Source organism: Intrasporangium sp. DVR, assembly GCF_040365325.1.
In the GTDB taxonomy this organism is placed as follows: domain Bacteria; phylum Actinomycetota; class Actinomycetes; order Actinomycetales; family Dermatophilaceae; genus Intrasporangium.
In genome coordinates, this window is the sequence record NZ_BAABZW010000001.1 from 502377 (window position 1) to 527742 (window position 25366).

The 25366-nt window shown below is 70.1% G+C and carries 22 protein-coding genes; 18 read left to right on the top strand and 4 right to left on the bottom strand.

The genetic code is table 11. The features are described 5' to 3' along the window. Window positions 1-251: 251 nt before the first annotated feature. The 10 genes from ligA (at window position 252) to ABWV20_RS02395 (ending at window position 12647) form a co-directional block, all read left to right on the top strand. Complete coding sequence (gene ligA, locus ABWV20_RS02350) at window positions 252-2402, top strand: NAD-dependent DNA ligase LigA (RefSeq protein WP_353353206.1); 2151 nt, start codon at window positions 252-254, stop codon at window positions 2400-2402. A 219-nt stretch (window positions 2403-2621) separates the two neighbouring features. Continuing rightward, window positions 2622-3380 (top strand): ABC transporter ATP-binding protein, encoded by a 759-nt coding sequence (locus ABWV20_RS02355; RefSeq protein ID WP_353353137.1) that lies wholly within the window; start codon window positions 2622-2624, stop codon window positions 3378-3380. Next, window positions 3373-4089, top strand: coding sequence for an ABC transporter ATP-binding protein (locus ABWV20_RS02360; protein WP_353353138.1), 717 nt, complete (start codon window positions 3373-3375; stop codon window positions 4087-4089). The genes ABWV20_RS02355 and ABWV20_RS02360 overlap by 8 nt, the downstream gene beginning before the upstream one ends. Before the next feature lie 131 nt (window positions 4090-4220). After that, a complete protein-coding gene (locus ABWV20_RS02365) occupies window positions 4221-5474 on the top strand; it encodes an ABC transporter substrate-binding protein (protein ID WP_353353140.1) in 1254 nt (417 codons plus the stop codon). Window positions 5475-5566: 92 nt separating this feature from the next. Continuing rightward, on the top strand, window positions 5567-6436 hold the full coding sequence (locus tag ABWV20_RS02370) for a branched-chain amino acid ABC transporter permease (protein ID WP_353353141.1): 870 nt from the start codon (window positions 5567-5569) through the stop codon (window positions 6434-6436). Beyond that, on the top strand, window positions 6433-7455 hold the full coding sequence (locus ABWV20_RS02375) for a branched-chain amino acid ABC transporter permease (protein ID WP_353353142.1): 1023 nt from the start codon (window positions 6433-6435) through the stop codon (window positions 7453-7455). The genes ABWV20_RS02370 and ABWV20_RS02375 overlap by 4 nt, the downstream gene beginning before the upstream one ends. Window positions 7456-7537: 82 nt before the next feature. Then, complete coding sequence (gene gatC, locus ABWV20_RS02380; protein WP_353353143.1) at window positions 7538-7834, top strand: Asp-tRNA(Asn)/Glu-tRNA(Gln) amidotransferase subunit GatC; 297 nt, start codon at window positions 7538-7540, stop codon at window positions 7832-7834. 91 nt (window positions 7835-7925) lie between these two features. Then, window positions 7926-9455, top strand: a complete 1530-nt coding sequence (gatA, locus tag ABWV20_RS02385; protein ID WP_353353144.1) for an Asp-tRNA(Asn)/Glu-tRNA(Gln) amidotransferase subunit GatA — start codon at window positions 7926-7928, stop codon at window positions 9453-9455. A gap of 1 nt (window position 9456) precedes the next feature. After that, window positions 9457-11025 carry an Asp-tRNA(Asn)/Glu-tRNA(Gln) amidotransferase subunit GatB gene (gene gatB / locus ABWV20_RS02390; RefSeq protein ID WP_353353145.1) on the top strand — a complete coding sequence of 523 codons (1569 nt, stop codon included), beginning with the start codon at window positions 9457-9459 and terminating at the stop codon, window positions 11023-11025. Window positions 11026-11120: 95 nt separating this feature from the next. After that, a complete protein-coding gene (locus tag ABWV20_RS02395; RefSeq protein WP_353353207.1) occupies window positions 11121-12647 on the top strand; it encodes a glyceraldehyde-3-phosphate dehydrogenase in 1527 nt (508 codons plus the stop codon). 120 nt (window positions 12648-12767) lie between these two features. On the opposite strand, the gene ABWV20_RS02400 is transcribed toward ABWV20_RS02395, so the two are convergent. The 3 genes from ABWV20_RS02400 to ABWV20_RS02410 form a co-directional block, all read right to left on the bottom strand. After that, complete coding sequence (locus ABWV20_RS02400; RefSeq protein WP_353353146.1) at window positions 12768-13493, bottom strand: DUF937 domain-containing protein; 726 nt, start codon at window positions 13491-13493, stop codon at window positions 12768-12770. Window positions 13494-13602: 109 nt separating this feature from the next. Next, window positions 13603-14802, bottom strand: a complete 1200-nt coding sequence (locus tag ABWV20_RS02405) for a PQQ-dependent sugar dehydrogenase (protein WP_353353147.1) — start codon at window positions 14800-14802, stop codon at window positions 13603-13605. Window positions 14803-14832: 30 nt separating this feature from the next. Continuing rightward, window positions 14833-15504, bottom strand: coding sequence for an MOSC domain-containing protein (locus tag ABWV20_RS02410; protein ID WP_353353148.1), 672 nt, complete (start codon window positions 15502-15504; stop codon window positions 14833-14835). Window positions 15505-15546: 42 nt separating this feature from the next. Between ABWV20_RS02410 and ABWV20_RS02415 the strand changes: the two genes are divergently transcribed. The 5 genes from ABWV20_RS02415 to ilvD all read left to right on the top strand — a co-directional run bounded on the left by ABWV20_RS02415 (window position 15547) and on the right by ilvD (window position 20503). After that, on the top strand, window positions 15547-16488 hold the full coding sequence (locus ABWV20_RS02415; protein ID WP_353353149.1) for a 2-hydroxyacid dehydrogenase: 942 nt from the start codon (window positions 15547-15549) through the stop codon (window positions 16486-16488). Window positions 16489-16604: 116 nt separating this feature from the next. Then, window positions 16605-17684: a WD40/YVTN/BNR-like repeat-containing protein gene (locus ABWV20_RS02420; protein WP_353353150.1), complete on the top strand. Its 1080-nt coding sequence runs from the start codon at window positions 16605-16607 to the stop codon at window positions 17682-17684. 32 nt (window positions 17685-17716) lie between these two features. Continuing rightward, on the top strand, window positions 17717-18010 hold the full coding sequence (locus ABWV20_RS02425; RefSeq protein ID WP_353353151.1) for a ubiquitin-like small modifier protein 1: 294 nt from the start codon (window positions 17717-17719) through the stop codon (window positions 18008-18010). Window positions 18011-18143: 133 nt separating this feature from the next. Beyond that, on the top strand, window positions 18144-18668 hold the full coding sequence (locus ABWV20_RS02430; RefSeq protein ID WP_353353152.1) for a SixA phosphatase family protein: 525 nt from the start codon (window positions 18144-18146) through the stop codon (window positions 18666-18668). A 134-nt stretch (window positions 18669-18802) separates the two neighbouring features. After that, window positions 18803-20503, top strand: coding sequence for a dihydroxy-acid dehydratase (ilvD, locus tag ABWV20_RS02435; protein WP_353353153.1), 1701 nt, complete (start codon window positions 18803-18805; stop codon window positions 20501-20503). Between the two features lie 89 nt (window positions 20504-20592). Here the strand turns inward: ilvD and ABWV20_RS02440 are convergent, their stop codons facing one another. Further along, window positions 20593-21528 carry a GNAT family N-acetyltransferase gene (locus ABWV20_RS02440; RefSeq protein WP_353353154.1) on the bottom strand — a complete coding sequence of 312 codons (936 nt, stop codon included), beginning with the start codon at window positions 21526-21528 and terminating at the stop codon, window positions 20593-20595. 314 nt (window positions 21529-21842) lie between these two features. On the opposite strand from ABWV20_RS02440, the gene ABWV20_RS02445 reads away from it, so the two are divergent. The 3 genes from ABWV20_RS02445 (at window position 21843) to ilvC (ending at window position 25361) form a co-directional block, all read left to right on the top strand. Beyond that, window positions 21843-23711, top strand: coding sequence for an acetolactate synthase large subunit (locus ABWV20_RS02445; RefSeq protein ID WP_353353155.1), 1869 nt, complete (start codon window positions 21843-21845; stop codon window positions 23709-23711). Beyond that, window positions 23708-24220, top strand: coding sequence for an acetolactate synthase small subunit (gene ilvN, locus ABWV20_RS02450; RefSeq protein WP_353353156.1), 513 nt, complete (start codon window positions 23708-23710; stop codon window positions 24218-24220). The genes ABWV20_RS02445 and ilvN overlap by 4 nt, the downstream gene beginning before the upstream one ends. A 112-nt stretch (window positions 24221-24332) precedes the next feature. Further along, window positions 24333-25361 (top strand): ketol-acid reductoisomerase, encoded by a 1029-nt coding sequence (ilvC, locus tag ABWV20_RS02455; protein WP_353353157.1) that lies wholly within the window; start codon window positions 24333-24335, stop codon window positions 25359-25361. The last annotated feature ends 5 nt before the right edge of the window (window positions 25362-25366 follow it).

Here is a 25366-nt window from a genome sequence, read left to right on the forward strand (position 1 = left end):
CAGCTGAACCCACGGGAAAGTGTCTCCGATGGAGGGCCCAACCCCCAAACCCATCCGCTCGTGCCGCCCGGATCGTGATCGCGTCGTTGCCAGCAGACGGGTGAGCCGTATGCCGCTGGGCTCGCTCGCGCTCCCAGCTGACCGTCGGCGACGGCTGGCAGGATGAGCGGGTGAGCGACATCACCGGGAGCCAGGTCAGCGCGGACGAGACGAACGACGCCGAGAGCGCGGACGACGAGCTCGGTCCGGGGCTGGCCCCCGCCGCGGCGAGCGGCTCCGTCATCGAGGACACCATCCCCGATGAGGCCCACCAGGAGTGGGCCGACCTGGCCGAGCAGGCCAGTGCGGCGCAGTTCGCCTACCACGTCAAGGACGCGCCCACGATCAGCGACGCCGAGTACGACGGTCTCATCCGGCGGCTCAACGAGCTGGAGCAGCAGTGGCCGTCGCTGCGCACCCCCGAGAGCCCGACGCAGAAGGTCGGCGCCGCGACGTTCGCCACCGGTTTCGAGACGGTCGACCACCTGGAGCGGATGCTGAGCCTCGACAACGCGTTCTCCTTCGATGAGCTGCGGGCGTGGGCCGAGCGGGTCGAGCGGGAGGTGGGCGCGGGGGCGCACTTCCTCACCGAGCTGAAGATCGACGGGCTGGCGGTCAACCTGCTCTATGAGAAGGGACGCCTCGTGCGGGCTCTCACCCGCGGCGACGGCCGCACCGGCGAGGACGTCACCAACAACGTGCGCACCATCGCCGGCGTCCCCGAGCGGCTGTCCGGCGACGACGTTCCTGAGCTCGTCGAGATCCGCGGTGAGGTCTTCTTCCCCACCGCGGGCTTCGCCGACCTCAACGCCTCTCTCGTCGCGGCGGGCAAGGCTCCCTTCGCCAACCCCCGCAACGCCGCCGCGGGGTCGCTGCGGCAGAAGGACCCGAAGGTCACGGCGAGCCGCCCGCTCCAGCTGCTCGTCCACGGGATCGGGGCGCGACGCGGATTCGACATCGAGCGGCAGAGCGAGGGCTACGAGGCGCTGCGAGCGTGGGGGCTGCCGACGTCCGAGCAGGTCAAGGTCCTCGACGACATCGCGCAGGTGGAGGAGTTCGTCACCTACCACGGCGAGCACCGGCACGACGGCCTGCACGAGATCGACGGCATCGTCGTCAAGGTGGACGAGGTCGCCCTCCAGCGCCAGCTCGGCACGACGTCGCGCGCCCCTCGGTGGGCGATCGCCTTCAAGTACCCGCCCGAGGAGGTCAACACGAAGCTCCTCGACATCCGGGTCAACGTCGGGCGAACCGGCCGGGTCACCCCCTACGGCGTCATGGTGCCGGTCGTCGTCGCCGGGTCGACGGTCGAGCAGGCGACGCTGCACAACCAGTACGAGGTCGAGCGCAAGGGCGTGCTGATCGGCGACACCGTGGTGCTCCGGAAGGCGGGTGACGTCATCCCTGAGATCGTCGGTCCCGTCGTGGACCTGCGTGACGGCACCGAGCGGGCCTTCGTGATGCCCACGGAGTGCCCGGCGTGCGGCACGCCCTTGGCCCCGGAGAAGGAGGGGGACAAGGACATCCGCTGCCCCAACTCCCGGTCCTGTCCCAGCCAGCTCCGGGAGCGCGTCTTCGCGCTGGCCTCCCGCTCCGCCCTCGACATCGAGGCCCTCGGTTGGGAGGGCTCGATCGCCCTGCTCGACTCCGGGATCATCACCGACGAGGGGGACCTCTTCGCTCCACCGCCGGACAGCGCCGAGGCGGGCGACTACGGAGTGACGCGGCAACGGCTCTCGACCGTGGGGCTCTACACCCGGGCCGCGAAGAAGACCGACCCACCCGAGCACGTCCTCGACGGGCGGGTCCTGTCCGCCAATGGCGAGAAGCTGCTCACCGAGCTGGAGAAGGCCAAGAGCAAGCCGCTGTGGCGGGTCCTCGTCGCACTCTCGATCCGGCACGTCGGGCCGACCGCCGCCCGGGCCCTGGCGACGACGTTCGGCTCGATGGACGCCATCCGGTCGGCCTCGACCGAGGAGCTGGCCGAGGCCGAGGGTGTCGGCCAGATCATCGCCGAGTCCGTGACCGCCTGGTTCGGCGTCGACTGGCACGCCGAGATCGTCCGCAAGTGGGCGGCGGCTGGTGTCCGCATGGAGGACGAGGTGGACGCCTCCGTCGCCCGGACGCTCGAGGGCAGGACGGTCGTCGTCACCGGGTCCCTCGAGGGCTTCTCCCGGGACGAGACCAAGGAAGCCATCATCACGCGCGGCGGCAAGGCGGCCAGCTCGGTCTCACGCAAGACCGACTGGGTCGTCGTGGGAGCCAACGCCGGGTCGAAGGCGGCCAAGGCCGAGGAGCTCGGGCTGCCCCTCCTGGACGAGGCCCAGTTCCTGCGCCTCCTCGAGACCGGTTCACCGGACTGAGGGCCACGCCGCCTCGGGAGCGAGGGGTCCGTGACGGGCCATCGCCGCCTGACATGTGCCCCCCTGCCATAGGCCCGCGGCAGGTGTGTGTCCAACAACCGTGTCCTGCGTCTCGGTGCCTCCTAGAGTTGCCGGAGTCAGGACGCCCGTCCCGACCGCGCCGGATCCAGCCAGATCGGGCCAGACCGGACAGGCCACGCGTCGCACGAGGAGGTGCAGGTGTCACCAGGCACGCCACTGCTCGAGACCCGCTCCCTGACCAAGGAGTTCCGGGGGTTCAAGGCGGTCTCCGACGTCAACATCTCGGTCGAGGACGGCACCGTCCACGCCCTCGTCGGACCCAACGGAGCCGGCAAGACGACGCTGTTCAACCTGCTGACCGGGTTCTTGACCCCCACGTCCGGCACCATCGTCTACGACGGCCAGGACATCACGGGCAAGTCTCCTGAGCAGATCGCCCACCTCGGCATCGCGCGCTCCTTCCAGATCACCAGCCTGTTCGACCAGATGACGCTCCGCGAGCACCTGGAGCTGGCTCTGGCGAGCCCCACCGGTATGGGGATGCAGTTCTGGCGGTCGGTCAAGCGGATGGCGATCTTCAAGGACCGCTCCATGGACCTGCTCGACCAGGTCGGGCTCGCCGACCGGGCCGGCGCGCCGGCCGGCTCCCTCGCCTACGGCCAGAAGCGGGCCCTCGAGCTCGCGATCGCCATGGCGCTCGACCCCAAGCTGCTCCTCCTCGACGAGCCCACGGCCGGGATGGGCATCGAGGACGTCGACCGGACCATCGCCCTCGTCAAGCAGATCGCCGCCGGCCGCACGGTCGTCTTCGTCGACCACAACATGCACGTCGTCGGCTCGCTCGCCGACACGGTGACGGTCCTCCAGTCGGGGCAGGTCCTTGCCGAGGGGAGCTACGAGCAGGTCCGCACCGACGAGCGCGTCATCACCGCCTACCTCGGAGCGACCCATGAGTGAGACCCGCACGCGGACGACCCTCGAGGTCACCGGCGTCTCGGCCTGGTACGGCGAGGCCCGCGTCCTCACGGACGTCAGCCTCCAGATCGGCCAGGGCGAGGTCGTCACGCTCGTCGGACGCAACGGCGCGGGCAAGACCACGCTCCTGCGCTCGATCATGGGCCTGCACAAACAGGTCCAGGGTTCCGTCACCTTCGAGGGCGTCGAGCTGGTCAAGCGGTCGGCCGACAGTCGCGCGCGTCTCGGCATCGGCTGGGTGCCGGACGACCGGGGCATCTACGCCACGCTTTCCGTCGCCGAGAACCTCACGCTCCCGCCGGTCGTCCACGACGACGGCTGGGCACTCGAGCGGATCTACGAGTTCTTCCCGGCGCTCTACGAACGCCGCGACTTCCCCGGCACCAAGCTGTCGGGCGGTGAGCAGCAGATGCTCGCCATGGCGCGGGTGCTGCGGATGGGGGCACGCCTGCTCCTGCTGGACGAGCCGAGCGAGGGACTCGCCCCGGTCATCGTCCAGAGCATCGGGGAGATCATCCGCGAGATCAAGGCCCACGGCGTGGCGGTGCTGCTCGTCGAGCAGAACGTCAAGTTCGCGGCCACGGTGGCCGACCGTCACTACCTCCTCGCCCAGGGGAGGGTCGTCGAACACCTCGACAACGAGGAGTTCCACTCACGCGAGAGCGAGCTGCTCACGTATCTCGGGATGTAGGCACCAACCAGCTCCACCCGATGCAGGACCGGCACGACCACGCACCACACGCACCACGACATGCACGACGACATGCACGACGACATGCACGACATCACGCACCACCCCAGCACGACATCCCAGGAGGGGACATGAGTGGCAGGAACAGGATCACGGGCACCGTGGCCATCGCGGCCTCGGCATCGCTGGCACTGGCCGCCTGCGGCGGCGGCACCGGCGGTCCGCAGACCGGAAGCGACTCCAAGCTGAGCAACGACAAGGTCGTCATCGGCCTGCTCAACGACCAGTCCGGTGTCTACAAGGACCTGTCCGGGCCCAACTCCGCCGTCGCCATCCAGATGGCGATCGACGACTACAAGGCCAAGTACGGCAACGACGCCGTGGCCAAGACGATCGAGGTGGTTCAGGCCGACCACCAGAACAAGCCCGATGTCGCCAACACCAAGGCCCAGGAGATGTACGACCGGCAGAACGTCGACGTCATCCTCGACGTGCCGACCTCGTCGGCCGCGCTCGCCGTCGCGACCCAGGCCAAGACCAAGAAGAAGCTGTTCATCGACATCGGCGCCGCGACGACGGCGCTCACCGGCGCCTCGTGCAACAAGTACACCTTCCACTGGGCCTACGACACCTACATGCTGGCCCACGGCACGGGCTCTGCGACGGTGAAGAACGGCGGCAAGAAGTGGGCGATCGTCTACCCGGACTACGCCTTCGGTCAGGACATGAACAAGTCGTTCACGACCGCGGTCCAGGGGGCCGGCGGGGAGGTCGTGGAGTCGATCCCGACGCCGTTCCCCAACGACAACTTCGCCACCTTCATCACCAAGGCCGCAGCGACGAACCCCCAGGTCATCGGCACGATGGCCGCCGGCGGTGACCTCATCAACTTCGTCAAGCAGTACAACCAGGCCGGCCTCCAGGACAAGCACACCCTCGCCGTCGGCCTGATGTTCATCACCGACATCCACTCCCTGGGCGTCGAGCAGTTCTCCGGCACCCAGTTCACCGATGCCTGGTACTGGAACTTCGACGAGGAGAACCGCAAGTGGGCGGACCGCTTCACGGAGAAGACGAAGACCCGCCCCTCGTTCGCCCACGCGGGCAACTACTCGGCCGCGCTGCAGTACCTCGAGGCCGTGCAGGAGGCCGGCACCGACGACGCAGACGGGGTCGTCGGCAAGCTCGAGGGCAAGAAGGTCAACGACGTCTTCCTGCGCAACGGTGAGATTCGCGCCGCGGACCATCGGGTCCTCCACGACGCCTACCTGGCCAAGGTGAAGACGAAGGACCAGGTCAAGGAGGACTGGGACTACCAGGAGATCGTGGCGACGATTCCGGCGGCAGAGGCCTTCGGGCCGGTGTCGGACGCCTGCAAGATGTGACCTGATCCCACGACGAGGACGGAGGTGCCGGGCGCTGGAAGGCGAGCGGCACCCCGTTCCACACCGGGACCGATGACGAGAAGGTCGGCAACATGAGCGCTTTCATCCAGTACACCCTCCAGGGACTCGCGGCCGGAGGCTTCTACGCCGTCTCCGCCCTGGGGCTGGCCGTGATCTTCGGCGTGCTGGGCGTCGTCAACTTCTCGCACGGCGCCGTCTACATGCTGGGGGCCGTCCTGTCGGCCGTCCTCCTCGCGGAGCTCAACGTCAACTTCTGGCTCGCCCTCATCCTCGTGCCGATCATCATGTTCGGCTTCGGGGTGCTCATGGAGCGAGCCCTCGTGCGGTGGCTGCTCCAGCTGGACCCGCTCTACAACTTCCTGCTGACCTTCGGGCTCACCCTCGTCATCGTCGAGGCGGTCAAGCAGAAGTACGGCGTCTCCGGCCTCCCCTACGAGATCCCGCCCGGCCTGGGTGGTCAGGTGCGCGTCGGCGACGTCGGCCTGCCCACCTACGCGATCTTCGCCTGTCTCTTCGCGGTCGCCGTCTGCGTCGGTGTCGGGCTGCTCCTCACACGCACGCGCATCGGGATGATCGTCAGAGCGGCGACCGAGGCGCCCGAACGCACCCGGGCGCTCGGCATCAACGTGGGCCGGTGGGTCACCCCCGTCTTCGGTTTCGGCATCGCCCTCGCCGGGCTCGCGGGAGTCCTCGCCGCCCCGAGTCGCGCCATCACGGCCGAGATGGGCAGCAACTTCGTCATCATCCTGTTCGCCGTGGTCGTCATCGGCGGCCTGGGCTCGATCCTCGGCGCCGTCGTCGCCGGCTTCCTCGTCGGACTCGTCGAGGCCTACGGCGTCGCCTACGCCCCCGCGTACGCTCAGATCGTCATCTTCATCCTGATGGCCCTCGTCGTCCTCGTCCGGCCCGCAGGGCTCTTCGGACGGGAGGAGATCGCATGACCGACCAGCAGCTCACGGCCCGGACCGACGTCGACCTCGCCCAGCCGTCCATCCTGTCCCGACGCAGCCCCTGGCGCTACATCCTGCTGCTCGCCGGCCTCGCCGTCATCGTGCTCCTGCCCTACCAAATCTACCCACCGGTCGCGATGGACATCCTCTGCTGGGGACTCTTCGCGATCAGCATCGACCTGCTGCTCGGCTTCACCGGCCTGCTCAGCTTCGGGCACGCGGCCTTCTGGGGTGGGTCGGCCTACGTGACCGGCCTGCTGGCGATCAACACCGGGTGGCCGTTTCCGCTGGCCGTTCTCGTCGGCGCCCTCTTCGCGATGGTCATCGCCGTGCCGATCGGCTACCTGTCGGTGCGGCGGACCGGCATCTACTTCGCCATGGTCACCCTGGCGTTCGCCCAGATGCTCTACTTCATCGTCAACCAGTGGCGTGACCTCACCGGCGGGGAGAACGGCCTGCAGGGGATCCCCAAGACCTTCTTCGGCATCGAGCTCGTCGAGACCGACTCGTTCTACTTCTACTACGCCGGTGCAGTGGTCGTCCTCATCGGCGTGTTCATCGCCTGGCGCGTGGTCAACTCGCCGTTCGGCCGGGTCCTCACGGCCATCCGGGACAACCCGGCCCGGGCGCGCGCACTCGGCTACGACGTCGAGCGCTACAAGATCGTCGTCTTCGTCCTCTCGGCCGGCCTCGCCGGTCTCGCCGGCGGGGTCTTCTCGATCAGCCACGGGTTCGTCTCCCTCCAGGAGGTCGCCTGGACCACGAGCGGCAAGGCCGTGCTCATCACCGTCCTCGGCGGGATCGGCACCCTCTGGGGCGGCCTGGTCGGCGCCGGTGTCGTCGTCTACCTCGAGGACTTCCTGGCCTCGGCGGGCGTCAAGGGCATCGCGATGATCACCGGGGCGATCTTCGTCCTCATCGTCCTCCTCTTCCGCCACGGCATCTGGGGCACGGCCCGCAACCTCGTCCGCGAGCAGGTCATCGAGCGGCGCAACCGGCCCCGGGGCTGAGCCGCCCGGAGCCGGCGTCCATCCCCTCCGCCCAGCGGTCCGCCGTCCGGAGCACGCTGCACCGCCCCATAGACTGGCAGGCATGTCCTCCCTGTCCCGCGATGACGTCGCCCACCTCGCCGGGCTGGCCCGCATCGACCTGTCGGACGCCGAGCTCGACCGGATGGTCGGCGAGCTGTCGGTGATCCTCGAGTCGGTGGCGAAGGTGCAGCAGGCCCCCATCGAGGACGTCGCCCCCATGTCGCACCCGATGCCGCTGACCAACGTCACCCGCCCGGACGTCGTCCGTCCCGGGCTGACGCCCGAGGAGGCGCTCTCCGGCGCACCGGAGCAGGAGCTCCAGCGCTTCGCGGTCCCGCGCATCCTCGACGAGGACTGAGCCGTCGACCGACGGCGCGTTCTCCCGATCACCGAGCCCAGCGGCATACGGCACCTTTTCGTGAACTCCCTTACCGACGAAGGCAACTGACGTGAACACTGACCTGACCCGAGCCTCTGCGGCCGAGCTCGCGGAGGGGCTGGCGAGCAAGACGTTCTCCTCGGTGGAGGTGACCCGGGCGCACCTCGACCGGATCGCGGCCGTCGACGAGCACGTGCACGCCTACCTCCACGTCGACGCCGAGGGAGCGCTCGCGACCGCCCGCGCCATCGACGAGCGACGGGCCGCGGGTGAGACCCTGCCGACGTTGGCCGGCGTCCCCATCGCCGTCAAGGACGTCATGACGACCAAGGGCCTGCCCACGACCTGCGGCAGCCGCATCCTCGAGGGCTGGATCCCGCCGTACGACGCGACCGTGGTGCGCCGGATCAAGGACGCGGGGATGCCGATCCTCGGCAAGACCAACATGGACGAGTTCGCGATGGGCAGCTCGACCGAGCACTCCGCCTACGGGCCGTCGCGCAACCCGTGGGACCTCGAGCGCATTCCCGGTGGCTCGGGCGGCGGGTCGAGCGCCGTCGTCGCCAGCTTCCAGGCGCCGCTGGCCACCGGCACCGACACGGGCGGCTCGATCCGCCAGCCGGCCGCGGTGACCGGGACCGTCGGCACCAAGCCCACCTACGGCGGTGTCTCGCGCTATGGGCTCGTCGCCCTCGCGAGCTCGCTCGACCAGGCCGGACCGTGCGCGCGGACGGTGCTCGACACCGCCTTGCTCCACGAGGTCATGGGCGGGCACGACCCGATGGACTCCACGTCCATCGACGCGCCCGTCCCGCCGGTGGTCGAGGCGGCCCGCCGCGCAGACGTCACGGGCATGCGGATCGGTGTCGTCAAGGAGCTGGGCGGCGAGGGCTACCAGCCCGGGGTCCGGGCGCGTTTCGAGGAGTCCGTCGCGCTGCTCGTCGAGCGCGGCGCCGAGGTGGTCGAGGTGAGCTGCCCCAACTTCGACTACGCCCTGGCGGCCTACTACCTCATCCTGCCGAGCGAGGCGTCGAGCAACCTCGCCAAGTTCGACGCGATGCGCTACGGCATGCGTGTCCTCCCCGAGGGCATCGACGCCCCGACGGCCGAGCAGGTGATGGCGGCCACCCGCGACGCCGGCTTCGGCGCCGAGGTCAAGCGCCGCATCATCCTGGGCACCTATGCCCTCAGCTCCGGCTACTACGACGCCTACTACGGCTCGGCGCAGAAGGTTCGCACGCTCATCGCCCAGGACTTCGAGCGGGCCTACGCCCAGGTCGACGTCCTCCTCAGCCCCACCGCCCCGACGACCGCCTTCCGGCTCGGTGACAAGCTCGACGACCCGATGGCGATGTACCTCAACGACATCGCGACGATCCCGGCCAACCTCGCCGGAGTGCCCGGTATGTCGATCCCGTCCGGCCTCGCCGACGAGGACGGCCTGCCGACGGGCATCCAGATCCTCGCCCCGGCCACCAAGGACGAGCGCCTCTACACCGTCGGCGCAGCGCTCGAGCAGGCGCTCCTCGAGCGCTGGGGCGCGCCGATCCTGTCCCGGGCACCCGAGCTGGCCGCTGACCTCACCGTGAAGGGAGCCTGAGATGGCTGTGACGTCCGCCGCTGTGGATCGGGTCCTCGACTATGACGACGCCGTCGCGAAGTTCGACCCGGTCATGGGCCTCGAGGTCCACGTCGAGCTGCACACCGAGACGAAGATGTTCTGCGGGTGCCCGACCGCCTTCGGTGCCGAGCCCAACTCCCAGGTCTGTCCCGTGTGCCTCGGTCTGCCCGGTGCGCTTCCCGTCGTCAACGAGAAGGCGGTCGAGTCCGCGATCCGGATCGGTCTCGCCCTCAACTGCGAGATCGCCGACTGGTGCCGGTTCGCCCGGAAGAACTACTTCTACCCGGACATGCCGAAGAACTTCCAGACCTCGCAGTACGACGAGCCGATCGCCTTCAACGGCTACCTCGACGTCGAGGTCGACGACGGCGCCGGTGGGACCGAGGTGTTCCGCGTCGAGATCGAGCGCGCCCACATGGAGGAGGACACGGGCAAGTCGCTCCACGTCGGCGGGTCGACCGGCCGCATCCACGGCGCCGAGTACTCCCTCGTCGACTACAACCGCGCCGGCATCCCGCTCATCGAGATCGTGACGAAGCCGATCACCGGTGCGGGGGAGCGGGCGCCCGAGGTGGCGAAGGCCTATGTCTCCGCGCTGCGCGACCTCCTGCGGGCCCTGGACGTCTCGGACGTGAAGATGGAGCAGGGCTCGATGCGCTGCGACGCCAACGTCTCACTGCGGCCCCGCGCGGGCGACGACCCGCGCGGCGCCGCGCAGCTCGCGGTCCCGTTCGGCACCCGGACCGAGACCAAGAACGTCAACTCGCTGCGCTCGGTCGAGCGGGCGGTCCGCTACGAGATGTCGCGGCAGGCGGCGATCCTCGAGTCGGGCGGGTCGATCCTCCAGGAGACGCGTCACTGGCACGAGGACACGGGCATGACGACGTCGGGTCGCGTCAAGTCCGACGCCGACGACTACCGCTACTTCCCGGAGCCGGACCTCGTCCCGGTCGCGCCGACCCGCGAGACGGTGGACGCGCTGCGGACGACGCTGCCGGAGCCGCCGGGGCTGCGCCGCAAGCGCCTGCAGACCGACTGGGGCTTCAGCGACCTCGAGATGCGCGACGTCGTCAACGCGCGCGCCGTCGAGCTCATCGAGGAGACCGTGGCCGCGGGCGCGAGCCCGGCCGCCGCGAAGAAGTGGTGGCTGGGCGAGCCGTCGCGGCGCGCCAACGCCGAGGGCCAGGACCTGCTGACGTATGCCGCTGGGCTGGGTTTCGCTCCAGCGCATGTCGCGGAGCTCGACCGTCTCGTGACGAGCGGTCGCCTCAACGACTCGATGGCCCGGCAGGTGCTGGACGGCGTCCTTGCGGGAGAGGGCACGCCGACCGAGGTGGCCGACGCGCGCGGGCTCGAGCTCGTGGCGGACGACGGTGCACTCGAGGCGGCGGTCGACCGCGTCATCGAGGCCAACCCCGACATCGCGGCGAAGATCCGCGGCGGGAAGGTGCAGGCCGCTGGCGCGCTCATCGGTCAGGTGATGAAGGAGATGAAGGGGCAGGCCGACGCGGGTCGGGCGCGGGAGCTGATTCTGGCCCGGTTGGGCTGATCTCGGCGGGTTGGGGCTCGTGAGATTGCTCACGAGCCCAGCAGGCGGGGGTCCGAATGGGTGTGGCGGCGGCCGTAGTCTCGTCGCTCGTGACAATGACGCACTCCGTGACCGACCAGTCGACCGCCCCTGCAGACCCGGCCGACGCCGCTGCCGCTGCTGACGAGCACTACGAGGACTGGTCGGAGCGCCAGGCCCTGGCCGAGGCGATGATCCCGATCATCGGCCGCCTCTACCGCCAGAACAGCGTCGTGACCTCCATCTACGGCCGGCGCCTGATCAACGAGAACGCGATCCACATCATCAAGGCCCACCGGTTCGCCCGGCGCGTCGACGAGGTCGAGCTGGACCTGCAGGACACCCTGCCGATGCTCCAGGCGCTGGCCGCGGCCGACCCCGGCGCGGCCTCGGTGGACCTCGGTCGCCTGACCCGCAAGTACAAGCAGGACGGGGACGGCGCGGACCTCAGCGAGTGGGTTCGGGCGGAGCTCGGCGAGGTCGCGGGGCGCAAGGGCGCGACCGGCGGACCCGACGGCGACGCCCGGCGCCGGGGGACTGACGTCGTGCTCTACGGCTTCGGGCGGATCGGCCGCCTGCTGGCCCGGATCCTCGTCGACCACGCGGGCAAGGGCGACGGCCTCAACCTGCGCGCCATCGTCGTCCGTCGAGGAAGCGACGACGACCTGATGAAGCGGGCGAGCCTGCTGCGTCGAGACTCCGTCCACGGGTCCTTCCAGGGCACCATCGCCGTCGACGAGGAGGCCAACACCATCCTCGCCAACGGCACCTTGATCCAGGTGATCTACTCCGACGACCCCGCGAGCGTGGACTACACCGCCCACGGCATCTCCGACGCGATCGTCGTCGACAACACCGGTCGCTGGCGGGACCGTGAGGGCCTGTCCCAGCACCTCCGGTGCCCGGGCGTGGCGCGGGTGCTGCTGACCGCTCCGGGCAAGGGCGACCTGCCCAACATCGTCGCCGGGATCAACGAGGGCATGATCGCCTCCGCCGACGCCAGCGAGGAGCCGATCCTGTCGGCCGCGTCGTGCACGACGAACGCCATCGTGCCCGTGCTCAAGGCGGTCAACGACGAGTTCGGCATCGTCGGCGGCCACGTCGAGACGGTGCACTCGTTCACGAACGACCAGAACCTCATCGACAACTTCCACAAGGGCGAGCGTCGCGGCCGCTCCGCTGCCCTCAACATGGTGCTCACCGAGACCGGCGCGGCCAAGGCGGTGGCCAAGGCCCTGCCCGAGCTCGCCGGCAAGCTGACCGGCAACTCGATCCGGGTGCCCACGCCGGACGTGTCGATGGCGATCCTCAACCTGACGCTCGAGCGCGGGACGACGCCCGAGGAGATCAACACCTACCTGCGGCGCACCGCGCTCCACTCGGCGCTGCACAAGCAGATCGACTACATCGACAGCCCGGAGGTCGTGTCGACGGACTTCGTCGGTTCCCAGTACGCCGGCATCGTCGACGGCCGCGCGACGATCACGGCGGACGACCGCGTCGTCCTCTACGTCTGGTACGACAACGAGTTCGGCTACAGCTGCCAGGTCGTGCGCGTTCTGGAGACGATGGCGAAGGTCCACCCGCCGGCTTTCCCGCGCTGATTCCGGCTCCCTGCCCCTACCCCTGACGACGCGACACACCGTTCACCGTGCAACACACCGCGATCCGACGCCGGTGTGTCGCACGGTAGACGGGTGTGTTGCGCGAGCGGTCCGTGCGGGTCAGGCGCGGCGGCCTGAGCCGAACAGGTCGCCAAGAATCCCTCCGAGTCCACCTCCGCCGCCGGACCCACCACCAAGGAGGTCGCCGAGGACGTCCTGGATCGGGTTGGACCCCGTCGGCGCCGACGAGCCGGTCGAGCCTGCGCTCCCCGGGGTCCCAGCCGGCGGTTGCGTCGGAGCGCTCTGGGACCCCTGTCCGCCGGGGAAGAGGGGGCCGCTGTCGATCTCAGCCGGGGTCTGTTCGGAGCCGGTGGTCAACCCGCCCCCCGTGCTCCCGATCTGGCCGCCCGCCTGACCCCCCAGCAGGTCGCCGAGGATGCCCCCGAGCCCGCCCCGACCGCCGAGCTTGCCGGCGAGCCACGACAGGACGATCGGCGCGAGGATGGGCAGCAGCTTCTTGACGAGCTCACCCGACACGCCGCCCCCGAGCCCACCGAGGCGGCTCATCACCTGGTCGGTGTTGTCGCCGTAGATGTTGGCGACGATCTTGCGCCCGTCCTCCACGTCGACCTCTCCGAGGTCGCGCGGCACCCCGCCCTGGTGCTCGCTCAGGGCGACCGCGATCGACTGGGCCCCGGCGGGGTCGGCTGCGTTGGCGCGCAACCCGCCGAGGAGCGCCGGGAGCGCGCGCTCCGCGGCCTCTCGGATGTCAGCCTCCGTCACACCGTGCTCGGCCGCGAGCTGGCTGACCGGAATCTGGTCCAGGATCTCGTCGTACTGGGGCATTCGTGCCTCCTTGGCATCCAACGGGCGTGCTCGATCCCTGTCCCAGCACCCTAGCCAGTCCGCGCGCGCTGAGGGGCCGGAGCGAGCTGCCGGCAGCCGTGGGCGGGAGTCAGCCCGCGCCGACGTCGGAGAGCGGCACGGAGATGAGGCGGTCGTCCGAGCCGTTGCTCGTGGTCAGCCAGAGCCGGTCCGAGACGAAGAGGACGTCACGGATGCGGCCGTAGGTGGCGTGGAGCGTGCGCTGGGGCTCGCCGACGCTGCCGTCGGACCGGATCGGCACCCGCCAGACCGACTCGCCGCGCAGCGCGGCCATGTAGACCGCGCCGTCGGGGCCGATCGTGATCCCGCTCGGCGACATGTCCGCGGTCGGCCACTGGGCCACCGGGTCGACGAAGTCGGGGTTGCCTGCCTTGCCCTCGACCTCGGGCCAGCCGTAGTTCCCGCCCGGTTCGATGAGGTTCAGCTCGTCCCACGTCTGGGCTCCGAACTCGCTCGCCCACATCCGGCCCTCGCGGTCCCAGGCGAGGCCCTGGACGTTGCGGTGGCCGTAGCTCCAGATCGGTGAGCCGCCGAAGGGGTTGCCCGGTGCCGGCTTCCCCTCGGCCGTGATCCGCAGGATCTTGCCGCCGAGGGACTCGCGGTTCTGGGAGAGGGAGGTGTCGCCCGCCTCGCCGGTGCCGACGTAGAGGTAGCCGTCGGGTCCGAACGCGATGCGACCACCGTTGTGGTTGGTCCCGCGGGGGATTCCGTCGAAGATCACCTCGGGCTCGCCGATGCGGTCCCCGCGCCACGGCACGGCGGCGATCCGGTTGTCGCTGTCCGTCGAGTAGTAGGCGTAGAGGACGGGGTTGACGTCGAAGTCCTCGGGGACCGCGAGGCCGAGCAGGCCGCCCTCCCCGCTCGTCCGCTCGATCGGGATCCGGCCGACGACCCGCGGACCGCCTCCGGAGCCGGGGGCCGGGACGTGGTGGAGGTCGCCGGTGTTGCGCTCGCTGACCAGCGCCGAGCCGTCGGGCAGCAGGACCACCGACCAGGCGATGTCGAGACCGTCCAGCAGGACGCGGGCCGGACCGGTCTCGCGTGAGGTGGCGCTGTGGCTGGTCGTGGGCTGGCTCGTGGCCCGGCTCGTGGGCTCCGTCGTCGTGCTCGGCTGGGTGCTGGTCGTCACGGTGGGTGCCGTGCGGAGCCCGGTCGTCGCCGTGTCGCTGCCGCCGTCCGCGGCGTCACCAGTGCAGGCCGAGAGAGCGAGCAGCATGCCGGCGATGCCGAGGACGAGCCGACGAGTGGTCAGGCGGGAGCGGGGCGGCATACCTCATTCTGGCCCATGGGTCGGTGCCGGCTACCGGCTGCGTCGGGCCACCTTGTCGGCCAGCCAGGCGTGCTCGTCGGGGTGGAGCACGCCGGCGCCGAGCACCCGTGCCGCGGCATCCAGGTCGCCCATGGCGGCCCGGAAGCTGGTGAGCAGGTCGATGTCGTGGTCGGGCCGCTCCACCTCGACGGCGACGCCGGTGCTGATCACGCCCGGGTTGATGACGGACAGGTAGGCACCGGTCCGGCCCTCGTCGCTGAACCGCTTCACCCAGCCGGCGATGCCCATGTGCCCGGCGAACGTGGCGCAGGGGATCCGGGGGACCTCCACCTTGAGGACGACGTCGCCGAGCCGCCACACCTCGCCGATGAGCGCGTGGGTCGTGTCGACGCCGACGGTGGTGAGGTTCTCCCCGAAGGTGCCCGGCGGGATGGGCCGGCCGAGCTCGACTTCCCACCACTGCTGGTCCTCGCGGGCATACGCGTAGACGGCCTGCTGGGCTCCACCGTGGTGCCGGCGGTCACCGACGTCGTCGCCGGCGACGCCGCTGCCGAGACCGCCGCGCTTCGGCCCGGGGTCGCGCAGCTCGACGACGGTGTCCGGGGCCACGGGGCCCTTGTCGATGGCCGTGGTGGGCCCGCTGGCGTAGGGCCTCGGCACGCCCCTGCCGACGTTGATGGAGATGACGTGCGCTCGCTTCACCCGACGAGCGTAGTGGGGCGGCCGGGACGTAGGTTGGCCCCCATGAGCGCCGTTCGTCCCGTCGTGGTGGCCGTCCCCGAGGAGTCGTATGCCGCTGGGCTGGCCGGCGTGGACGGCGTCGAGCCCGTCGTGTGGGACCTCTCAGACCCCCATCCGCGTGGGGCGGAGATCCGACTGGTCGTCCCTCCGTACATGGGCGCGCCACCGGCGCGGCAGCGGCTCGAGGAGCTGCCCCGCCTGCAGGCCGTCCAGCTGTTGACGGCCGGCTACGAGACGGTCCTGGGCTCGATCCCCGACGGCGTCACCCTGTGCAACGGCGCCGGAATCCATGACGCGAGCACGGCCGAGCTCGCGCTCGCGCTCATGCTCGCGTCCTGCCGAGACCTGCCGCAGCACGTCCACGCCCAGGCCCGGGGGGAGTGGGCGCCGTCCCGGATCTGGGGGGCGTTGGCGGACAAGCGGGTCCTCGTCGTGGGGTACGGCCAGATCGGTCAGGCGATCGTGCGTCGACTGCTGCCCTTCGAGGTCGAGGTGACGGTCGTCGCGTCACGGTCGCGGGCCGGGGACGAGCTCGTCGAGGCCGTGCACGGGATCGACGAGCTGCCCGAGCTGGCGGCCGACGCCGAGATCCTGGTGCTGATCGTGCCGCTGAGCACGGCGACCCGGCGGCTCGTCGACGCGGAGCTCCTGGCCCGCCTGCCGGACGACGCTCTGGTCGTCAACGTCGCTCGGGGTGCGGTGGTCGACACCGAGGCACTGCTCGCGGAGTGCACCTCGGGACGCCTGCGGGCGGCGCTCGACGTGACCGACCCGGAGCCGCTGCCACCGGACCACCCGCTCTGGACGGCGCCCGGCGTGCTCATCACGCCGCACGTCGGAGGTGCGACCACGGCGATGGCGCCGCGGGCGGTCAGCCTGCTCCGCCGGCAGGTCGAGGCGCTGCGCGACGGCCGTCCCCTCGACAACGTCGTCACCCACCCCTGATCGAGAGAGCAGTTCGCGACAGGCCGCCGCCGGGGCACCCCGGCGTCACCGTGTCGCGAACTGCTCTCTCGATCGTGAGCCTTGTGGCTGTCAGTGGCCTAGTGGACACTGTGAACATGGTTGAAACGATCGTGGCAATCGGCACGCGCAAGGGACTCTGGCTCGCTCGCAGCACCGACCGGCAGACGTGGTCGGTCGAGGGACCGCACTTCCTCATGAGCGAGGTGGCCTCGGTGGCCGTCGACACCCGCGCCGGCCGCCGGACGGTGCTCGCCGGTGTCAAGTCCTGGCACTGGGGGCCGACGGTCCAGGTGAGCGAGGACGCGGGGCGCACGTGGACCGAGAGCGCCGAGCGCGCGCTCGCCTTCCCCAGCGACACCGAGACCGCACTCGAGCGGGTGTGGCAGCTGACACCCGACCCCAACGACGACGAGGTCGTCTGGGCCGGCGTCGAGCCGCACGCGCTGTTCCGGAGCGCCGACCGGGGTGAGAGCTTCGAGCTCGTGCGCGGGCTGTGGAACCATCCGCACCGGCCGCAGTGGGAGCCCGGCTTCGGTGGGGGAGCGGTGCACACGATCGTCCCCGAGCCGGGCTCACCCGAGCGGATGCTCGTCGCCATGAGCGCCGGGGGTGTCTACCGATCGGCAGATGCGGGCGAGACGTGGGAGCCGAGCAACCCCGGGATCCGCGCCTACTTCCTGCCCGACAACGAGTACCCCGAGTTCGGCCAGTGCGTCCACAAGGTGGCCCGCGGCGCCGACGGAGAGCTCTTCGCGCAGAACCACAAGGGCGTCTACCGGTCCGGCGACGGCGGAGGCTCCTGGGAGTCCATCGCAGACGGGCTGCCGACGGACTTCGGTTTCGCGATCCTCGCCCATCCGCGCAGACCCGGCGTGGTGTGGAACGTGCCGGTCCAGGACGACGGCGAGCGGATCCCGCCGGGGACCCAGCTCCAGCTGCAGCGATCGGACGACTCCGGCCGCACGTGGCGGCGGCAGGCGCAGGGGCTCCCGGATCACAGCTACACCTGTGTCCTGCGCGACGCGGCGGCGCTCGACGGCGGCGATCCCGTCGGCATCTACGTCGGCACCCGCAACGGCGACGTCTTCGCCTCGGCTGACGAGGGCGAGAGCTTCACGCGCATCGCGACGCAGCTTCCCGACGTCCTGGCCGTTCGCGCGGCACAGGTCGACTGACCACCACCGACGACCGGCGCCAAGGAGGTTCGATGACCGTCACGACGACCCGCGTCATACTCCCGGGGCTCCTGCGTGATCTCGTCGGGCGGGGTGAGATCGAGGTGGCGGCGACGGACGGCGAGCAGACCGTGGCCCAGCTGCTCGACGCGGCCTTCAGTGAGCACCGGATCCTCGACGGCAAGGTTCGGGACGAGACGGGCCGGCTGCGCCCTCACGTCAAGGTCTTCGTCAACGGTGAGGACGCGACGCGGGGGAGGGGTCTCGAGACCCCCGTCCCGGCAGGGGCGCGGGTGCACATCATCAACGCCGTCTCCGGGGGTTGACCCCAGGCCAGCCAGCGGGTGCGAGGGGTCCGGGCGACGGGGCCGCGTCCCCGGTTCGGGGCCGGGGCCGGATGTGGCATGTCTCGCTCGCACAGGGCTGACAACCCCCTTCCGGTAGGGGCATGCTCGGAGCATGAGCAGCGCAGCGCGAGAGAAGACCCTCATCCTCATGCGTCACGCGAAGGCCGAGGACGGCGCCGGCAAGGCGGACCACGACCGCGAGCTCATCGGCCGAGGCCGACGCGACGCCACCGCCGCCGGGGTCTGGCTCAAGGAGCAGAGCCTCGTTCCCGACCTCGTCATCTGCTCGACGGCCGTGCGGACCCGTCAGACGTGGGACGCGGCCTGCAAGGGTGGCGCTCACGCCGAGTTCGTCGAGTACCGCAAGAGCGTCTACACCGGTGGGGTCGCGGAGGCCCTCGAGACGATCCGCGAGGACGCCGGAGAGACCGCCTCGGTCCTCGTCGTCGGTCACAACCCGACCATGGCCCAGCTGACCAGTCTGCTCAGCGACGGCGACGGCTCCCGCCAGGCCCATGAAGCGCTCGCGGCCGGCTTCGCGACGAGTGGTGTTGCCGTGTTGCGCTATGCCGGCGACTGGGCCGACCTCGACTGGGGCAGCTGCGAGCTGCAGCGCTTCCACGTGAGTCGCGGCTGACGCGAGGGCGCGCCGATCGAGGACCGCTCAGGTGCGCCTCTCCTCTCCGCCCATTCACAGCGGAGGATCAGCCGGGCGTGATCGTCGGATGAGATGGCGTGTCCACGCACCGGACCCAGTCCTATGCTGCGGACATGACGCAAACGCCGGACATCAAGCCACGCAGTCGTGACGTCACGGATGGTCTCGAGAAGACCGCGGCGCGAGGAATGCTCCGAGCCGTCGGCCTCGGCGACGACGACTTCGCAAAGCCACAGATCGGCATCGCGAGCTCCTGGAACGAGATCACTCCCTGCAACCTGTCGCTCGACCGGCTCGCCAAGGCGGCCAAGGACGGCGTCCATGCAGGGGGTGGCTACCCCTTGGAGTTCGGCACCATCTCCGTGTCCGACGGCATCTCGATGGGCCACGAGGGGATGCACTTCTCTCTCGTGTCGCGCGAGATCATCGCCGACTCCGTCGAGACGGTCATGAGCGCCGAGCGACTCGACGGCTCAGTGCTGCTCGCCGGGTGCGACAAGTCGCTGCCCGGGATGCTCATGGCGGCAGCGCGACTCGACCTGGCCTCCGTCTTCCTCTACGCCGGCACCATCCTCCCGGGCGTCGCCAAGCTCTCCGACGGCACGGAGAAGGAGGTCACGATCATCGACGCCTTCGAGGCGGTCGGTGCCTGCAACGCCGGCCTGATGTCGCGCGAGGACGTCGACGCCATCGAGCGAGCCATCTGCCCGGGGGAAGGCGCGTGCGGCGGCTTCTACACCGCCAACACCATGGCCGCCGTCGCCGAGTCGATCGGCATGTCGATGCCCGGGTCGGCGGCCCCGCCTGCGACGGACCGACGCCGCGACGCCTACGCGCGCAAGTCCGGCGAGGCCGTCGTCAACCTCCTGCGCCAGGGCATCACCGCCCGTCAGATCATGACCAAGCCGGCCTTCGAGAACGCCATCGCCGTCGTCATGGCCTTCGGCGGCTCGACGAACGCGGTGCTGCACCTGCTCGCCATCGCGCACGAGGCCGAGGTCGACCTGACGATCGGCGACTTCCAGCGCATCGGTCGTCAGGTTCCGCACCTGGCCGACGTGAAGCCCTTCGGCTCGTTCGTCATGAAGGACATCGACCACATCGGTGGCATCCCCGTCGTCATGAAGACGCTCCTCGAGGCCGGTCTGCTCGACGGTGACGCCCTCACGGTGACCGGCAAGACCGTCGCCCAGAACCTCGACGAGATCAAGCCGCCGCACATCGACGGCCGGGTGATCCGCGAGATGTCCCGGCCGATCCACAAGACGGGTGGCCTGACCATCCTCACCGGCTCCCTCGCCCCTGAGGGCGCAGTGGTGAAGTCGGCAGGGTTCGACGAGGATGTGTTCGAGGGCACCGCTCGGGTCTTCGACGGCGAGCGCGGCGCGATGGACGCGGTCGAGGCGGGCACGCTGAGGAGCGGAGACGTCGTGGTCATCCGCTACGAAGGTCCCAAGGGCGGTCCGGGGATGCGTGAGATGCTCGCCGTCACCGGCGCCATCAAGGGGGCGGGGCTCGGCAAGGACGTGCTCCTGCTGACGGACGGGCGCTTCTCGGGTGGCACGACGGGGCTCTGTGTCGGCCACGTCGCGCCCGAGGCGGTCGACGACGGCCCGATCGCGTTCGTCCGTGACGGCGACCCGATCCGTCTGGACGTCGCGAACGGCACTCTCGACCTGCTCGTCGACGCGGACGAGATGGCTCGGCGGGTCGCTGCAGGCGTCACCCACCCGGAGCCGAAGTACACGCGTGGGGTCCTCGCCAAGTACCGCAAGCTGGTCGGCAGCGCCAGCCGCGGCGCCGTCTGCGACTGACCATCGACGGAGCACGTCGCGACATCTGGGGTGTCGCGACGTGCTCTCTCGATCGAGGCCGTGTCGCGAAGCGCTCTCTCGATCGGGGTTCAGGAGGCGGTGCGGGTGGCGGTGTCGATGGCGAGGTGGTGCCACGTCGAGGTGACCTGCATGCCGACCTTCTCGTAGAGGCCGAGCGCCCCGGTGCGCGAGTCGGTGGAGAGCTCGGACCGGGTCGCGCCGCGCTCTCGGGCGACGGCGAACGAGTCGACGAGCAGGGCCCGGGCCAGACCACGGTTCCGACGGTCGCGACGGACCGCCAACCGGCTCACATACCCGCAGTCCTCGGCCAGCTGGAGGATCGACGTGCCGACGACCTCGCCCGACGGACCCGTCATCAGCCGGATCTGCCACGGCTCGAAGCCGGGCCGCAGGACCACCTGCGCCGCGAAGTCCTCGTAGGTCTCCCGCTCGCGCTCCGACCACTCGAGGAAGGCGTCCTCGACGACGACGTGAGCGGCGCGGAAGTCGGCCTCGTCCTGCGCGGGCCGGACGGTAAAGCCGTCCGGGACCGGCTGCGGCTCGATCGTGGCGCCCTCGGGCATCTCCAGCACCCAGGAGGTCCACAGTTCCCGATAACCCAGCGAGCGCAGGAGCCGCTCTCCCGGTGAGTCGTGCGGCACCGGCTGACCGACGAGACCGCTGCCGTCGCGCCGGCTGACCCGCTGCGTCCATTCGGCGAGGGCCGTGCCGATCCCGCGGCGCCGGTGGTCCGCAGCGACCGCCGCGTCGGCCCGCCGGCCCATCGACACCTCGGCATACCCGACGAGGCGCGCGCCCGCGAAGACCCCGATGCTCTGGGTCGCCAGGTCGAAGCTCGGGCGCTGCCAGTCGCTGACGATGTCGGCCTCCTCGATGGCGACCACCCCGATCGTCTCGAGCTCACCAGCGGCCATCAGCTCGTAGACCGCCGGGGCATCCTCGGGCGTCAGGGGCCGGACGTCGTAACCAGCGAGGCCGAGGTCGTTGATGTCGGGGGTGATCACCGGACCAGTGTCCCGACGCGGCACCCAGCCGCTCAAGCGCCTTTCCGCGGCTCACGTCGGTGGACAGTAGGTGAGATCACATCACCACATGGTGAGACGCGCAGCACGGTCGATTGACTTCCCCCAAGGCGCGTAGGACGGTGGACCCGTGGCCCGAATTCTCGTACTTCCCTAGCGCGCCGACCAGCAGCACCGGTCAGCGCGCTTCCCTTCCGTCCGCCACAGGACTGAGGGGTTTTTTTGTGGCCGCACCCGGGGGTCCGCCCCCACCAGGACCGAGACAGGCATCCCTGCCGAATGAACCGGAGAGAACCGTGAGCGAAACCACGAAGCAGGCACCTTCGCCCGCGGACGTGGCCCAGCGGGCCCGCCCGAAGCACCCCGCCGACACGACGAGCGCCGCCCCGGTTGCTCCCGTCGTGCCCGCAATCGAGGTCACCGGCGCCCAGGCTCTCGTACTCGCCCTGGAGGCGGTCGGTGCGGACACGGTCTTCGGCATCCCGGGGGGAGCCATCCTCCCGGCCTACGACCCGATGCTCGACTCGAGCAAGGTGCGCCACATCCTCGTCCGTCACGAGCAGGGCGCCGGCCACGCGGCGGAGGGCTACGCCTCGGCGACGGGCCGGGTCGGCGTCTGCATGGCGACGTCGGGGCCGGGCGCGACCAACCTCGTGACGGCGATCGCCGACGCGCACATGGACTCGGTGCCGATGGTGGCCATCACCGGCCAGGTGTCGAGCGCCAGCATCGGCAGCGACGCCTTCCAGGAGGCGGACATCCGCGGGATCACGATGCCGATCACCAAGCACAACTACCTCGTGACCGACCCCGCGAAGATCGCGCAGGCCATTGCCGAGGCCTTCCACGTCGCCAGCACCGGCCGGCCCGGTCCCGTCCTCGTCGACATCAGCAAGGACGCGCTCCAGGCGACGACGACGTTCAGCTGGCCGCCCCAGATCGACCTGCCCGGCTACCGCCCGGTGACCCGGCCGCACAGCAAGCAGATCCGTGAGGCGGCCCGCCTCATCGCCGCGGCGCGGCGACCCATCCTCTACGTCGGCGGAGGCGTGGTCCGGGCGAGGGCCAGCGACAAGCTGCGCGAGCTCGTCGAGCTGACGCAGATCCCGGTGACGACGACGTTGATGGCGCGGGGCACCGTTCCCGACAGCAACCCCCTCAACCTCGGGATGCCGGGCATGCACGGCACGGTGGCCGCCGTCACCAGCCTGCAGAAGTCCGACCTCATCATCGCCCTGGGCGCCCGCTTCGACGACCGGGTCACCGGCCAGCTGTCGACGTTCGCCCCGCACGCCAAGGTGATCCACGCCGACATCGACCCAGCTGAGATCTCGAAGAACCGGGTCGCGGACGTGCCGATCGTCGGCGACGTGGGCGAGGTCATCGGCGACCTCATCGAGCAGATCCGCGCCGACCAGGGCACCGGCGGAGCCGAGGCCGGCAGCTGGGACTACGCAGGGTGGCGCGAGCAGGTCAGCGGCTGGAAGCAGACGTTCCCCCTCGGCTGGACCGAGACCGATGACGGCACCCTGTCACCCCAGTACGTCATCCAGCGGATCGGTCAGCTGACCGGCCCCGACGGCACCTATGTGGCCGGCGTCGGACAGCACCAGATGTGGGCGGCGCAGTTCGTCCAGTACGAGCGACCCAACGCCTGGCTCAACTCCGGCGGGCTCGGAACCATGGGGTATGCCGTCCCCGCCGCCATGGGTGCCAAGGTGGCCGAGCCGGAGCGCACGGTCTGGGCGATCGACGGCGACGGGTGCTTCCAGATGACGAACCAGGAGCTCGCCACCTGCGTCATCAACAACATCCCGATCAAGGTCGCCATCATCAACAACAGCTCCCTCGGCATGGTCCGGCAGTGGCAGACGCTCTTCTACAACGAGCGCTACTCCAACACCGACCTCCAGCCGATGCAGCAACGCGTCCCCGACTTCGTCAAGCTCGCCGACGCCTACGGGTGCCTCGGCCTGCGGGCGGAGACGCCCGAGGAGGTCGACGCGGTGATCAAGCAGGCGCTCGAGACGAACGACCGACCTGTCGTCATCGACTTCGTCGTCCACCGCGACGCGATGGTGTGGCCGATGGTGCCCGCCGGCGTGAGCAATGACAAGATCCTGGCTGCCCGCCACGAGGCACCTGTCTGGGAGCGTGAGGAATGAGCAAGCACACTCTGTCCGTCCTCGTCGAGAACAAGCCGGGCGTCCTCACCCGCGTCGCGGCCCTGTTCTCGCGCCGGGGCTTCAACATCGACTCCCTCGCGGTCGGTCCGACCGAGATCCCGGAGATCTCGCGGATGACCGTCGTCGTCGAGGTCGAGGGCAGTGCCCTCGAGCAGGTGACCAAGCAGCTCAACAAGCTCATCGAGGTGCTCAAGGTCGTCGAGCTCGACCCGGCGTCCTCCGTCCAGCGAGAGATCATCCTCGTCAAGGTCCGGGCCGACGCGACGACACGCGGCCAGGTCATCGACACGATCCAGCTCTTCAAGGCCAAGGTCGTGGACGTGACGACGGATGCGCTCGTCGTCGAGGCGACCGGCACCTCGGACAAGCTCAAGGCGCTGCTCGACGTCCTCGAACCCTTCGGCATCAAGGAGCTCGTGCAGTCCGGCATGGTCGCCGTCGGTCGTGGTGGGCGGTCGATCACCGACCGCAGCCTGCGCAGCGCCTGAGACCGAGCCCGCGCGCGAGCGAGCTTGCGTGCGGGGCGAGCCCAGCGGCATACGGCTCAATGCTTCAGTCCCCGAACCCAACCCCATCACAACGAACCAAGGAGAGGCCCCCATGGCCGAGATGTTCTACGACGACGACGCCGACCTGTCCATCATCCAGGGCAGGAAGGTCGCGGTCATCGGCTACGGCAGCCAGGGCCACGCCCACGCACTCAACCTGCGCGACTCCGGCGTCGACGTCCGCGTCGGTCTCGCCGAGGGCAGCAAGAGCGTGGCCAAGGCCGAGGCCGAGGGGCTGACGGTCAAGAGCGTCGCCGACGCCGTGAAGGAGGCCGACCTCGTCGTCATCCTCACACCCGACCAGGTCCAGCGCTCCGTCTACGCCAACGAGATCCAGCCGAACCTCCGCGACGGGGCAGCGCTCCTCTTCGGCCACGGCTTCAACATCCGCTTCGGCTACATCAAGCCCGAGGCGGACGCCGACGTGCTCATGGTCGCGCCGAAGGGCCCCGGCCACATCGTCCGTCGTGAGTTCGCTGACGGCCGTGGCGTCCCGGTGCTCCTCGCCGTCGAGCAGGACGCCACGGGCACGGCGTGGGACCTGGCCAAGTCCTACGCGAAGGCCATCGGCGGCCTGCGGGCCGGCGGCATCGGCACGACGTTCACCGAGGAGACCGAGACCGACCTCTTCGGCGAGCAGGCGGTCCTCTGCGGTGGAGCCAGCCAGCTGGTCATGTACGGCTTCGAGACCCTCGTCGAGGCGGGCTACCAGCCTGAGGTCGCCTACTTCGAGTGCCTCCACGAGCTCAAGCTCATCGTCGACCTGATGATCGAGGGCGGCATCGCCAAGCAGCGCTGGTCGGTCTCCGACACGGCGGAGTACGGCGACTACGTCTCCGGCCCGCGCGTCATCGACCCGCACGTCAAGGAGAACATGAAGGCCGTCCTCACCGACATCCAGAACGGCTCCTTCGCCAAGCGCTTCATCGACGACCAGGACGCCGGGGCGCCGGAGTTCAAGGCCCTGCGCGAGAAGGGCGCCCAGCACCCGATCGAGGCGACCGGCCGCGAGCTGCGCAAGCTGATGGCGTGGGTCAAGCAGACCGACTCCGACTACATCGAGGGCTCCGCCGCCCGCTGAGTCCC